General features: G+C 31.0%; 14 protein-coding genes. All 14 read left to right on the top strand.

Annotated elements, in window-relative coordinates:
• Window positions 1-97 precede the first annotated feature (97 nt).
• The 14 genes from aroF to DMR38_RS14725 all read left to right on the top strand — a co-directional run bounded on the left by aroF (window position 98) and on the right by DMR38_RS14725 (window position 13,337).
• Window positions 98-1,132, top strand: a complete 1,035-nt coding sequence (gene aroF, locus DMR38_RS14790; protein ID WP_127722024.1) for a 3-deoxy-7-phosphoheptulonate synthase — start codon at window positions 98-100, stop codon at window positions 1,130-1,132.
• A 26-nt stretch (window positions 1,133-1,158) separates the two neighbouring features.
• Window positions 1,159-2,025 carry a prephenate dehydrogenase gene (locus tag DMR38_RS14785; RefSeq protein WP_127722023.1) on the top strand — a complete coding sequence of 289 codons (867 nt, stop codon included), beginning with the start codon at window positions 1,159-1,161 and terminating at the stop codon, window positions 2,023-2,025.
• 68 nt (window positions 2,026-2,093) lie between these two features.
• The gene (aroB, locus tag DMR38_RS14780) at window positions 2,094-3,131 is read left to right on the top strand and encodes a 3-dehydroquinate synthase (protein ID WP_347562552.1); all 1,038 of its coding nucleotides are present in this window, start codon (window positions 2,094-2,096) and stop codon (window positions 3,129-3,131) included.
• An 18-nt stretch (window positions 3,132-3,149) separates the two neighbouring features.
• Window positions 3,150-4,430 carry a 3-phosphoshikimate 1-carboxyvinyltransferase gene (gene aroA, locus DMR38_RS14775; protein ID WP_127722021.1) on the top strand — a complete coding sequence of 427 codons (1,281 nt, stop codon included), beginning with the start codon at window positions 3,150-3,152 and terminating at the stop codon, window positions 4,428-4,430.
• On the top strand, window positions 4,408-5,490 hold the full coding sequence (gene aroC, locus DMR38_RS14770; protein WP_127722020.1) for a chorismate synthase: 1,083 nt from the start codon (window positions 4,408-4,410) through the stop codon (window positions 5,488-5,490). The genes aroA and aroC overlap by 23 nt, the downstream gene beginning before the upstream one ends.
• Before the next feature lie 21 nt (window positions 5,491-5,511).
• Window positions 5,512-6,648, top strand: a complete 1,137-nt coding sequence (gene pheA / locus DMR38_RS14765; protein WP_127722019.1) for a prephenate dehydratase — start codon at window positions 5,512-5,514, stop codon at window positions 6,646-6,648.
• 27 nt (window positions 6,649-6,675) lie between these two features.
• Window positions 6,676-7,491: a shikimate dehydrogenase gene (aroE, locus tag DMR38_RS14760; RefSeq protein WP_127722018.1), complete on the top strand. Its 816-nt coding sequence runs from the start codon at window positions 6,676-6,678 to the stop codon at window positions 7,489-7,491.
• A gap of 14 nt (window positions 7,492-7,505) precedes the next feature.
• A complete protein-coding gene (locus tag DMR38_RS14755) occupies window positions 7,506-8,015 on the top strand; it encodes a shikimate kinase (protein ID WP_127722017.1) in 510 nt (169 codons plus the stop codon).
• Between the two features lie 134 nt (window positions 8,016-8,149).
• The gene (locus DMR38_RS14750) at window positions 8,150-8,599 is read left to right on the top strand and encodes a hypothetical protein (protein WP_127722016.1); all 450 of its coding nucleotides are present in this window, start codon (window positions 8,150-8,152) and stop codon (window positions 8,597-8,599) included.
• A 50-nt stretch (window positions 8,600-8,649) separates the two neighbouring features.
• Window positions 8,650-9,312, top strand: a complete 663-nt coding sequence (locus DMR38_RS14745) for a L,D-transpeptidase family protein (protein ID WP_127722015.1) — start codon at window positions 8,650-8,652, stop codon at window positions 9,310-9,312.
• 94 nt (window positions 9,313-9,406) lie between these two features.
• Window positions 9,407-10,165: a YncE family protein gene (locus tag DMR38_RS14740; RefSeq protein ID WP_127722014.1), complete on the top strand. Its 759-nt coding sequence runs from the start codon at window positions 9,407-9,409 to the stop codon at window positions 10,163-10,165.
• Window positions 10,166-10,310: 145 nt separating this feature from the next.
• Window positions 10,311-10,544 (top strand): heavy metal-associated domain-containing protein, encoded by a 234-nt coding sequence (locus DMR38_RS14735; protein ID WP_127722013.1) that lies wholly within the window; start codon window positions 10,311-10,313, stop codon window positions 10,542-10,544.
• 288 nt (window positions 10,545-10,832) lie between these two features.
• Entirely contained in the window at window positions 10,833-12,017 is a 1,185-nt protein-coding gene (locus DMR38_RS14730; protein WP_127722012.1) for a thiolase family protein, read from the top strand.
• A 6-nt stretch (window positions 12,018-12,023) separates the two neighbouring features.
• Entirely contained in the window at window positions 12,024-13,337 is a 1,314-nt protein-coding gene (locus tag DMR38_RS14725; RefSeq protein ID WP_127722011.1) for an AMP-binding protein, read from the top strand.
• Window positions 13,338-13,587 lie beyond the last annotated feature (250 nt).

Here is a 13,587-nt window from a genome sequence, read left to right as displayed (position 1 = left end):
CCTGCCTTTTTTATATCATTAATTAAAATTTCAAGGTAAATAACTTCTAAAGCTAGCGTAGAAGTTAATAATATAAAATTTTAGGAGGTACTAAAAATTGATAGTTATTATGAGACCACAAACCACACAGGAAGAGATAAATATGCTTAAACAAAAAATTGAAAGTGAGAATGAGGTAACAGTGAATGTAATAAACGGAAAAGAATGTTCTATATTAGGACTTGTTGGAGATACTACAAAAGTGGATGCAGATAAAATAAGAGCTAATGAATTTGTGGAAAATGTTGAGAAGGTACAGCAGCCGTACAAACTGTCCAATAGGCTATTTCATCCGGATGACACTGTAATAAAAGTAAAAAATGCTTCTATAGGTGGGGATGAGCTGGCTGTTATAGCAGGACCCTGTTCTGTTGAAAGTGAAGACCAAATTGTAAAAATTGCACAAGATGTAAAAAAAAGTGGCGCTAAATTTTTAAGAGGTGGGGCATTTAAACCAAGAACATCACCTTACAGCTTCCAAGGTCTCAGAGCTAGAGGATTAGAGCTTTTAAAAATAGCAAAGCAGGAAACAGGGCTGCCTATAGTAACTGAGATTATGTCTGCGGATATGATAGACAAATTTGTGGAGGATGTGGATGTGATACAGGTAGGAGCAAGAAATATGCAAAATTTCGAACTTTTAAAACAGTTAGGTAAAACAAATAAGCCAATTCTTTTAAAGAGAGGACTTTCTGCTACTATTCAGGAGCTTTTGATGTCTGCAGAATATATAATGTCTGAAGGAAATGAAAATGTAATACTTTGTGAAAGAGGAATAAGGACTTTTGAAACTTATACAAGAAATACTTTGGACTTAAGTGCTATTCCTGCCATAAAAAGATTGAGTCACCTTCCAGTAATAGTGGATCCAAGTCATGCTGCAGGACTTTGGTGGATGGTAGAGCCATTAGCTAAGGCAGCAGTGGCAGTAGGGGCTGATGGACTTATGATAGAAGTACACAATGATCCTGCTAATGCAAAATGTGATGGACAGCAATCCATAAAACCAAAAGTATTTGAACAGCTGATGAACGATATAAGCAAAATTCCAGGAAAAAGAATTCATAAAGCATATGATACTGCAAATGTATAAAAATTTTAAGACAGGGGGAATATGGATTGGACGATTCTGATTTTAAACTTAATATAGCAATTGTAGGAATGGGGCTTATTGGCGGGTCTTATGCCATGGCCCTAAGGCCACTAAATACTGAGCAGATTATTGGAATAGATAATGATAAAAAGGCACTTGAAAGTGCCTTGAATATGGGAATTATAGATAGAGCCTATGAAAATGGTGGAAGTTTTTTAAAAGAAATTGATCTTATAATAATTGCCCTTTATCCTAAAGATACGGTTAAATTTGTAAAGGACAACTTTAAATATTTAAAAAATGGAGCTATTATAACGGATACTTCAGGTATAAAACAGTGTGTGGTGAGTGAAATAAATTCATTCTTGCCACAGCACTTGGAATTTGTACCAGGACATCCTATGGCAGGAAATGAATTTAAAGGTATTGCGGGAGCTTCCAAAGATATTTTTAAAGATGCAAATTATATAATAACTCCTACAGCTAAAAATAGCTCTAGAGGTATTGAATTAATAGGTAAAATGGCTAAAAAAATAGGGTGCAGCAATGTAACTTGTATAAGTCCCGAAAGGCACGATAGAGTAATTACTTTTACAAGTCAACTTCCTCATGTTATAGCTGTATCTCTTATGAATTCACAGGATCAGAATGAAGAAAACATAAAGTCATTTACAGGTGGAAGCTTTAGGGATGCAACTAGAGTAGCCCAAATTAACACTTCACTGTGGGCTGAACTATTTACTATGAATTCGGATATGTTAGTGGAAGAAATAGAAAAGTTTGAAGAAAGTATTAATTTATTAAAAAAAGCTATAATATCTAAAGATGTAGATTCTATAAAAAATATTTTTGAAAAAGCATCCTCCAGTAGAAGAGAATTAGTTAAAAGATAAGGATGGTGATTTTGGTGAATACAATTTCTATAAATATAAATCTTAAGAAGAAACAATATAAAATTTATATGGAAAGAGGAATTTTAACTTCCATAGGAAAAAAGTTACGCCAAGTTTATGAGGGAAGAACTTTAGTTGTAATTACGGATAAAAATGTTGAACGATTATATATTCAAGAATTGAAGCAATCTTTTTTGGATAACGGATTTAAAGTAAATGTCATATCTATAGAACCGGGAGAAAAAAGCAAAAGTTTGGATATGCTAAAGGAAATATATGAAAATTTGTGTGAATTGAAGATAAAGAGAAAGGATGTAATAGTTTCTCTTGGAGGAGGAGTAGTTGGAGATTTATCAGGTTTTGCGGCAGCTACTTATTTGAGAGGGATAAGTTATGTTCAAATACCAACATCACTTTTGGCACAAGTAGACAGCAGTATAGGTGGGAAGGTAGCTGTGGATCTTCCTTGGGGAAAAAATCTAGTGGGAAATTTTTATCACCCGGATGCTGTATTTATAGATCCAGAGGTACTTAAAACTTTAAGTGATAGATTTTTTAGTGATGGAATGGCTGAAGTTATAAAGTATGGTTTTATAAAGGATAAAACTATTTTAGAAGATCTAAATTCCTATAAAAGCAAAGAAGAAGCTTTGAACAATATAGAAAATATAATATATAAATGCTGCAGTATAAAAAAGCAACTGGTAGAAGAAGATGAAAAAGATTTAGGAAATAGGATGCTGCTAAATTTTGGACACACCTTGGGGCATGCCGTTGAAAGATATTATAATTACAGTAAATATAGTCATGGAGAAGCAGTTTCTATTGGTATGGCATATATAACAGGAAGAACGGAAGAACTTTCTATTACTAAAGAAGGTACTTATTCTTATATGGTAGATATTTTAAAAAAGTATGGGCTTCCAGTTTATATACAGGGTGTGGATAAAAATGTTTTAGTAGACACCATAGCACTGGATAAAAAATCTTCAGATAAAAATGAAATTAATTTAATAATGGTTGAAGAAGCAGGAAAGAGCAGGATAAGAAATACTAAATTGTCTGAAGCAGCTAATTTTTTATTTCCTGAAAATCTAATCAAATAAATAGAAAGGGAGCAGTTTATGAAATATGTATCTATAAAACCTACCAAACTTAAAGGGAAAATACAAGTTCCTCCTTCTAAAAGTGTATGCCATAGAGCACTCATATGTGCTGCTTTAGCTCAAGGGGAAAGCAATATAAAAAATGTGGATTTTTCAGAAGATATAGAAGCTACTTGTAGTGCTCTAAAAGCTTTGGGGGTAGATATTAAAAGAGATAAGCATACTTTAAATGTAACAGGTAGTTCTGTTATTAGAATGAAAAATTCAAATATACACTGCTTTAAATCTGGTTCTACTATTAGATTTTTAATACCTATAGCTGCTACTTTAGGAGAAAAGGTGACTTTTACGGGAGAAGATAAATTAGTAGAAAGACCTCTAGATGTTTACTATGATATATTTGACAGGCAAAAAATTTTTTATAGTAATTTTAAAGGTAAATTGCCTTTAACTATAAATGGAAAGCTAAAGCCTGGGGAATACAGGGTAAAGGGAAATATAAGTTCCCAATTTATAAGTGGCCTTTTGTTTGCGCTGCCTCTTTTAGGTGGAAATTCAAAAATAGTAGTGACCACAGAACTTGAATCTAAATCTTATGTAGATATTACGCTGGATATGCTAAAAAAATTTGAAGTTTATGTGGATAAAAAAGACTATAGAGAATTTTTAATTAAGGGAAATCAGACCTATAAAAAAAATAACTGTAATATAGAAGGAGACTTTTCTCAGGCCGCTTTCTGGATGACGGCAGGAGCTCTTGGAGATGGAATTATATGCTCTAGTCTTAATATGAATTCTCTTCAGGGAGATAAGGTTGTAATAAGGATATTAAAAGATATGGGAGTTGAAATTGAAGAAAAAGGTGATACTTTAAAAGTTAATCCTTCTAAAACTCATGGAATGCACATAGATGCTTCTCAGTGTCCTGACTTAGTACCAGTACTTGCGGCACTGGCATCTGTAAGCAGTGGTACCACTGAAATTACAAATGCAGCTAGACTTAGAATCAAAGAATCAGATAGACTTAAGGCTATATCTACGGAATTAAATAAACTTGGGGCAGATGTAAAAGAAAGAGAAGATGGACTTATTATAAATGGTAAGGAAAGACTCAAGGGAGGAAAAGTTACAAGTTGGAGAGATCACAGAATAGCAATGGCACTGGCTGTTATATCTTCAAAATGTGTAAATCCTATGATAATGGAAGAAGCTGAATATGTTAAAAAATCATATCCTGGTTTCTGGCAAGATTTTATACAATTGGGAGGTAATATAGATGAGTGGAATGTGGGGGAATAAGATAAAACTATCAATTTTTGGAGAATCTCATGGAAAAGCTATAGGTATTGTAATAGATGGACTAAAGGCTGGAACAGAAATTGATTTAGAGTACATAAGAAATCAGATGAAAAGGAGAGCACCAGGCTTTAGTAAACTTTCTACTCCTAGAAAAGAGCAGGATGAATTTGAAATTTTAAGTGGATATTTTAATGGAAGAGCCACGGGAACTCCTCTTTGTGCAGTGATACAAAACAGCAATACTCATTCTAAAGACTATGAAAAAACAGCTTCTCTTTTAAGACCTGGCCATGCTGATTTTACGGGAAGAATAAAATATAGAGGATTTAATGATTACAGAGGCGGTGGACATTTTTCAGGCAGACTTACAGCACCTATAGTTTTTGCAGGGGCTTTATGTAGAAAGATATTAGAGGAAAAAGGTATATTTATAGGCAGCCATATAAAGAGTATAGGTACAATTGAAGAACCAAAATCCTTTAAATTCACTTCTATAGAAAAAAGTAGTTTAGAAAAACTTTCTGAAAGTAAATTTCCAGTTTTAGATGAAAACTGTGGTGAAAAAATGCAGCAGAACATTTTAAAGGTAAAAGAAGAAGGAGACTCATTAGGAGGAATTGTAGAAACTGGAGTTATAAATTTGCCACCAGGCATAGGAGATCCTTTCTTTGATTCCGTAGAAAGTACTATTTCGGGGCTTTTATTTTCTATACCCGCAGTAAAAGGGGTAGAATTTGGAGAAGGTTTTGATATATCAAAAATGAAGGGTTCTGAAGCAAATGATGAATATTTTATATCAGACAATAATGATATAAAAACCTACACTAATAATAATGGAGGAATTTTGGGAGGAATTACAGATGGAATGCCGCTTATATTTAGAACTTGTATAAAACCTACTCCATCTATATCAAAAACTCAAAAAACTGTAGATGTTGAAAAAGGAGAAAATGCACATTTAGAGATAAAGGGAAGACATGATCCCTGCATTGTACCTAGAGCAGTGCCAGTAATAGAAGCAGCTGCAGCACTTTCACTGCTCAATTTGATGGAAGATTAAATTACTTCAGGAGGTGATATTTTGGAAGATTTAGAGTATTTAAGAAATCAAATAAATGAAATAGATAAAGAAATGATTGAACTTTTTGAAAAGAGGGCAAAAGTATCTCGCAAAGTGGCAGAATATAAAATGGAAAATTCTATGGATATACTTGATAAATCAAGAGAAGAAGAGGTAATAAAGGTTAACTTGAAAAATCTTAAAGATAAATCTATAAAAGATGAAACTAAAACCTTTTTGAAGAATGTTATGGAAATAAGCAGAAGCATACAAAAAAGAGAATTCAAACAATCTTCTAAAAGTAGTGAAATTAAGTCTAAAGGGCAAAATAGTGATGCATTTAAAATTGGATTTCAAGGAGTACCGGCATCTTTCAGTCATGAAGCACTGTTAGAGTATTTTGGAAATAAATCAGAAGCATTAAACTTTGAAAGCTTTAAAGATGTATTTGAAGCTCTAAAAAATGGGACTATAAAGTATGGTGTTCTTCCTATTGAAAATTCTTCTACAGGAGGCATTCCACAGGTTTATGATCTTATAGGAAAATATGATTTTTATATAGTTGGAGAAAAATGTATTGAAGTAAATCATAACTTATTGGGAGTAAAAGGAGCGTCTATTTGCGATATAAAAGAAGTTTATTCTCACAGTCAAGCATTTATGCAGAGTAGTAAATTTTTGCAAAAACATAAAAATTGGAAGCTAAATCCTTATTTTAATACGGCTAGAAGTGCTAAATATATAAGTGAGCAAAATGTTAAAAGTAAAGCTGCTATAGCAAGCAAAAATGCAGCAAAGCTTTATGGACTTGATATAATAGAAAAAAATATAAATTATAATAGCAATAATTACACTAGATTTATAATAATAGGAAAAAATATAAAAAATGATAAACAATGTGACAAGATAAGTATATTAATTACTTTGCCTCATGAACCAGGAACTCTTTATAATGTTTTGAAATATTTTCATGAAAATAATTTGAATATGACTAAAATAGAATCAAGACCTATAATAAACAAATCCTGGCAGTACTTCTTTTATATTGATTTTAATGGAAATGTTATGGATAAAGATACTAGGTATGCTTTAAAGGGTATAGAAGAAGAAAGCGGATATTTTAAACTTTTGGGGAATTACAAAGGAGATTGTTTTTAGATAGTAAATAAATAGGAGGCGATTCATATGAGCAACTTGCAGGGACTTATAGGGGAAAAGTTATCACACAGTTATTCAGCTGTAATACACAAATTGGTTTTAGAAAAATTGGGCATAAATGGAGAATATAATTTATTCGAAATAGAACCTCAGAACTTAGGTAAAAGTATGGAGGCTTTTAAAGTTTTAGGATGCAAGGGAATAAATGTAACCATACCTTACAAAATTGCCGTTATGAACTATATGGATGATATATCAGAAGAAGCAAGGAATATAGGTGCTATAAATACTATAGAATTTAGGGAAAATAGTTTAAAAGGATATAATACAGATTACTATGGCTTTGGTCTTACTCTAAAAAAGAATTATATAGATGTATTAAATAAAAATGTAGTGATACTTGGCACAGGAGGAGCATCTAAAGCTGTAGTCAGGTATGTTTTAGATGAAGGTGCCTCAAATATTATCTATGTGAGCAGATATCCTGAAAAAATTAAGCAAAGTGATTTTGAAGTTATTTCTTATGAAAAATTCAGAGAAATAAAAAGTGGAGATATAATAGTGAACTGTACTCCCTGCGGTATGTACCCTAATTTAAATAATTGTCCTGTAAATAAAAAGATATTGGCCAAATTTAATACAGCTGTAGATTTAATATATAATCCTGAATATACACTTTTTTTAAAGATGGGGAAAGAAATGGGACTTAAAATTGCAAACGGACTATATATGCTTGTAGCACAGGCTGTGGCAGCAGAAGAAATTTGGCATAAAAAGAATATATCTTTAGAAACTATAAATGAAATATATGATGAATTAGTTAAAATAGAGTACAACAAATAGGGAGGAATATAATTATGGAGACAGAGACTAAAAACATAGTTCTTATAGGTATGCCTGGATCAGGAAAAACTACTTTAGGCAATCTTTTAGCCTCTAGATTAAATAGAAAATGTATAGATTTAGATGATTATATAGAATCAGAAAACGGATGTAGTATTCCAGATATCTTTAAAAACGGTGAAGAATGTTTTAGAAAATTAGAATCAAAGGCAGTAGAGAAAGTAAGTGTAGAAAAAAATATTATAATAGCTACAGGAGGTGGGGTAATAAAAAAGAAGTGCAATATAGAAAATTTGAAAAAGAACGGAATTGTAGTTTTTATAGATAGACCTTTAGAGAATATAATTTCTGATGTTGATATATCAGGGAGGCCTCTTTTAAAGAAAGGAATTAATGAAATAGAAAAGATTTATAATGAAAGATATGATATCTATAAAGCATATTGCGATTTTTCAGTTCACAATATACTGAATCTTGAAACAATAGTAGATGATATAGTTAAATCTTGTAATGAATATCTGTAGTAAAAAGCTGAAGACGAAGAGATTTTGTCTTCAGCTTTTTAGCATATTCTCTGACTTACCAATAATATTATAATATGTACGGTGTATTATATACTTAATAGTATTTTTCTATTTTAAGGTAGGAGAGGATAGCTGTGGAAAAACTAAAATTAAAGCTAAAATCTATTTTGCTTGAAATTTCTATCATAATTATAATACTTTTAATTGTTTGCGTAGCGGCATTTGTAGACATAAGGTCTGGCAGGGAGTATTCTGCCAGTAATAGTACAACTAAAGAAATGTATTTAAGTATTCAGCAGAGCCAAAATGAAGTTCAAAATTTGAAAAATAACCTCCAAAAAGAGCAAAATAGTTTAGAAAAATTGAAGAGTCAGGTAGATTCTACAAAGTCTCAAGGAGAAACCAGTAAGTGGAATAATACAGTTATAGCATATAATACTCAACTTGAACAATATAATGTAGACATGAAAAATTATAACGATAAGTTTAAAATATATAATCAAAGAGTGAAGCAATATAAGAAAATGGACAAGAAAAATAAAAATGTAATAGAATGGATTAAGAGTATAATTGGCATAGATTGATAAATTAATGTAAAATATAATAAAAATACTACAAAAGGTAAGTGATGATTATGAAAAAGAAGCACATAATTTTCCCATTGTTATTTCTTGTTTTTGGCACAGCTATAATAGCAACTATTTCTGGGTTATCTATAAAAAGATATATTAGGCAAAATGAATTTAAAAATATTTCAGCTAAAAATAATGTAACCGAAAAGGACATACAGGCGCAAAAAGGAAAGTTGTTTTTTGAAGCTCCAAAGCAAAAACCGGAAAAAACTTCAATAAAAATTTATAAGGGAAAAAGGATAATGGAATTATATGGAAACAATGAATTAATTGGAAGGTTTAAAGTTGGACTTGGAAGAGTCCCCTCAGGTAAAAAAGAAAAAGAAGGGGATTTAAAAACTCCAGAAGGAACCTATTATATATGTTATATAAATCCTAAAAGTAAATATGATTATTTTTTTGGAATAAGTTATCCAAATATAGACGATGCTAAAGAAGCTTTAGATAAGAAAGTCATAGGTAAAATTAATTATGACAGAATAGAATGGGCTATAAATAATAAAGAACAGCCGCCCTGGCATACTTCACTTGGGGGAGAAATAGGAATACATGGTGGTGGCTCTAAATACGACTGGACTTATGGATGTATTGCTCTATCCAACAAAGATATGGATATACTAAAAAAATATGTTGGACTTAAAACTACGGTAGAAATATATCAATGAATATATTAAAAATTGAAAATTTGTTATAAATAAGAATATATATGGTAAAAAAGGTGCAAAATAAAATAGAGAAAACATATATGAGGTGGTGCCTATGACTCATCAGAGATGGTTTAAAGTTTTTTTTATTTTATTTTTAGTAGTACTTTTTTTAAGCAGCGGATTTATAATAATGCAGTATAAGTCAAATTCTATGGCTAAAGATTTGGAAGAATACAGATCCTATTATTTTGTAATTACAGGAGATAAAACCATATGTAAGATTGACACGGTTACAAATCAAATTATAAGTAAAATTAACGTGGAGGGTAAACCAGAGGACATTCAAATTTCACCGGATGGTAAAATTCTGGTAGTAGTTACCTTAAATTCTAAAGATGAGGATGATACAGGATTTTTGTTATTTTATCAGATTAAGGATGATAAGCTTTTAAAAAAATTGGAGGTAGGCAAACATCCTTCAAAAATTTCATTTACTCCAGATAAAAAATACGCACTTGTAGCCAATAAAGAGAGCAATGATATGTCTTTAATAGATTTTCAAAATTACACCGTACTTCAATCTATAGCTGTGGGAAGGAAACCTAAGAACTTTTGTATATCTTATGATGGAACGTATTGTTATGTGGCAAATACAGGAGAGGATACTTTAAGTGTAGTGGATATGAGAAGTTTTAAAAGTATAAAAAAAATAAGAGTAGGTAGATATCCTACTGACGTTACTATAGATAAAGCTAATGGAAATATTATGGTAACTTTAAGTAGGGAAAAAGCTGTGGCTCTTGTGAATCCCAACACAGAAAATATCGAAAAAGTAGATTTGGATGATAAACCTACAAAAATATATAATTAAATTTATGCTTAATAATTTTGGGTATATAAAAAATAAACTAATTATTTTTTATATACCCAATTTGTTTATTTTGTACATAAACTGTAATCTTATGTGTAATCATTCTGGTGTAAAAAATATATATATAAGAAAGGTGGTACTAAATATGTTTTTTAAAAGCAAAATAAAAAAGATTGTGCATGTTGAAGGAATGAGTTGCAGCCACTGTGTCGATCATGTTAAATCAGCTTTAGAATCAGTAGATGGAATTTCAAGTGTTAAAGTTGATTTAAATAGCAAAACTGCAGTGGTAAAATGTTTACAAGAGATAAATAATTCTGACATAGAAGCTGCTGTTAAAGATGCAGGTTATGAAGTGACAAGTATAGAAGAAGGATAGAATAAAGTATTTTATAAGCTACAATGAACAATTGAAAATTTGTTAGATATATGTAAAGCATTAAAAGTAGCTATGTAAAAATATTATATTGTTAACCTTACACAGATATATTGTTGACAACATTGCTTGGTTGAATTACCATTTATACATATAAAATTTGAAAAATTATTTTAAGATTTGAATAAAAAGGCATTTATAATTGTGTATATTCCATTTTTAATGAGGATTTCTTGAAAGCAGTAATTATTACATTTATGCCTTCAAGATTGAATAAGGAGTTGAGGAAAGATTAATACTGAAAAAAACAATTTAAGGTGTAAAAAGGTTTATATAATAGGAGGACTTAGAACTCCAATAGGCAAAACTAACGGATGTTTAAGAGATTTTCTTCCTGAAAAACTAGCAGCTTTCTTAATTCGCAGACTCATACATAAGTATGCTCTCCAGAAAGATTCCATAGAGGAAATTATTCTTGGAAATGCTGTTGGACCGGGTGGTAATCTTGCAAGACTCAGCTTACTAGAAGCAGGTATGCCCTTTGATACAGTTGGTACAACTGTAGACTTTCAGTGTGGTTCCGGACTGAAAGCTATAAATTTAGCAGGAAATTTAATAAGATCCGGTCAGAGGAATATTGTCATAGCAGGTGGAGCAGAAAGTACAAGTCTAGTTCCCAACAAGCAGTACAATCAAAAGGACACTAGATATAAGGGAAAAAATATATTTTACAAAAGAGCACAATTCTCACCTTATTCAATTGGTGATCCTGATATGGTAGAAGGGGCTGAGAATACAGCAAAACATTGTAATATTACTAGAAAGGATATGGATATATGGGCACTTCAAAGCCATAACAAGGCATTAGCAGCAAGAAGCAAAAATAAACTTTACGATATAATCTGCGGTATACAAACTGATAAAAAAATCATTAAAGAAGATGAAAATATTAGAAGAAATCCTTCGTTAAAGCTTATGGAGAGAGCTATCCCAGTTCTTGGAGAACAGGGCACTATAACCGCAGGAAATGCTTGCAGTACTAATGACGGAGCAGCTCTTATAATTATGGCATCAGAAGAAGCGGTACAAAAATACAGTTTGCATCCCCAAGCCATATGGGTTGGTGGAGAAAGTGCAGGTGTTGACCCAAACCTGTTTCCACTTGGGGCTATTGCTGCTTCAAGAAAGCTTCTTAAAGTATATGATTTTGGAATTGATGATATGGATTTTATAGAGATAAATGAAGCTTTTGCTGTAAAGGTAATTGCATTTTTACAGTATTTTAATTACCATAAAGATAGAGTGAACATATTTGGAGGAGCATTAGCTTATGGACATCCTTATGGGGCATCAGGAGGTATTATAATGCTTCATCTTTTGGAAGCTTTAAAGGATAAAAACAAGAAAAAAGGAATGGCAACATTAGGAGTTGCAGGAGGGCTTGGAGAGGCAACTATCATAGAGAGGTGTGATTAGTTTAATATGTTGATTTTTTCAGGAATATTTAATAACGCAAAAAAAAATCCAGAAAAAATGTGTATGACTTTTGATAAAAGAATTATTTCATATGGAGAACTTGCAAAAAACATAAATGAAAAGGCAGTATTTTTGTCAAAAAAGTATGAAGCAGGAAATAAAGTAATAATAAAAAATATAGATCCAATAGACGCAATAATTAATCTTTTAGCCTGTTCTAGAGCAGGATTAATTTCAATTCCAGTGGAAGCTAAAACAACTCCCTTGAAATTAAAAAAAATAGTAGAAAAAGTTAAACAATGCTGTATTATAGATGAAAGATTTCATTTTGAATGTGAGGATAAAGAAGATTCAAAATTACCCCATATCGAAGATACATGTATTTTCCTTGCAGCTTTGAGTTCCGGAACTACAGGACATAATAAAGTTATATGGAGAGATCATAGCAGTTGGACAAGTGCTTTCAAATATCAAAGTGAGATGTTTAATATAAGTTCTAGTGATGTACTTTTTATTGTAGGATCCCTTTCATATACAGGAAATCTTAACAGCGTAATACATATGTTAAATGAAGGTGGCAGTGTAGTATTCTCTAAAAGCATTTATCCAGGCAGATGGATAAGGGAGATTCAACAAAATAATGTTACGAGTATATTTATGGTGCCTGCACGCTATAGAATATTGTTAAAGGAACTTAAGATGAACCTTAGAGGTGTAAATTCTATACTAAGTGCAGGAGACAAACTTGATTCGAAAACAGTATATTTATTGAAAAATCGATTTCCAAATGCCAGCATTTGCGAATATTATGGTGCAAGTGAATTAGGCCATGTGTCTTATATAAATTTTAGAGAAAATAATATGACAGATAGCGTTGGAAAAGTATTTCCGCAGGTAAAGCTATGGATAAAGGATGGACTGGTATGGGTAGAAAGTCCATATATAGCTCCTGACTTTAAACCTAGAGCTTCTGTTGGCGATATAGGAAAAATTGACGGAAAAGGAAATTTATACATTTTAGGAAGAAGAAATAACACCATAAACAAAGGTGGTGTAAAAATACTTCCTTATAGTATAGAGAAGGTACTGGATGCAAATCCTGAAATACTTAAATCTGTGGTATACGGTGAAAAACATCCAATAAAAGGTGAAGAAATATGTGCAGTAATTGTACCAAAAACTGATGTACTTACTGTTGAAAATATTAGAAATTACTGTAAAAACAATCTCGAATCATATATGCAGCCAAGGAAAATAAAAATAGTAAAAGATTTAAAATTGAATTCTAGTGGTAAAATTGATAGGAAATCTCTGATATAGGGAGAACATAAAATAGAATAACAGAATAAAAATTATTTTAAATTACTATAGGATTAAAATGATATGTTCCTATAGTAATTTTTATTTTAGACAGATAACTAATTAAATTGAAATATTACTAATATGCTTTAGGACATAAGTTAGTTTTAAGCCATAAATCCCATATATAATAATATTATTAAAAACATGTTATAAATTTTATTGACAACTAAAATACATTAAAGTATACTTAAAACATAAATATATGAAC

Source organism: Clostridium sp. AWRP (assembly GCF_004006395.2).
GTDB lineage: Bacteria > Bacillota > Clostridia > Clostridiales > Clostridiaceae > Clostridium_B.
Note: the sequence above shows the minus strand (reverse complement) of the source record. Positions and strands in the feature narration are given on the sequence as shown.

Excerpts from the sequence above, each read along its gene's own strand:
- aroB (WP_347562552.1), top strand. The coding sequence starts at position 2,094 with ATGGAAAGAGGAATTTTAACTTCCATAGGAAAAAAGTTACGCCAAGTT.
- aroA (WP_127722021.1), top strand. The coding sequence starts at position 3,150 with ATGAAATATGTATCTATAAAACCTACCAAACTTAAAGGGAAAATACAA.
- aroC (WP_127722020.1), top strand. The coding sequence starts at position 4,408 with ATGAGTGGAATGTGGGGGAATAAGATAAAACTATCAATTTTTGGAGAA.
- aroE (WP_127722018.1), top strand. The coding sequence starts at position 6,676 with ATGAGCAACTTGCAGGGACTTATAGGGGAAAAGTTATCACACAGTTAT.
- DMR38_RS14755 (WP_127722017.1), top strand. The coding sequence starts at position 7,506 with ATGGAGACAGAGACTAAAAACATAGTTCTTATAGGTATGCCTGGATCA.
- DMR38_RS14745 (WP_127722015.1), top strand. The coding sequence starts at position 8,650 with ATGAAAAAGAAGCACATAATTTTCCCATTGTTATTTCTTGTTTTTGGC.
- DMR38_RS14740 (WP_127722014.1), top strand. The coding sequence starts at position 9,407 with ATGACTCATCAGAGATGGTTTAAAGTTTTTTTTATTTTATTTTTAGTA.
- DMR38_RS14735 (WP_127722013.1), top strand. The coding sequence starts at position 10,311 with ATGTTTTTTAAAAGCAAAATAAAAAAGATTGTGCATGTTGAAGGAATG.
- DMR38_RS14725 (WP_127722011.1), top strand. The coding sequence starts at position 12,024 with ATGTTGATTTTTTCAGGAATATTTAATAACGCAAAAAAAAATCCAGAA.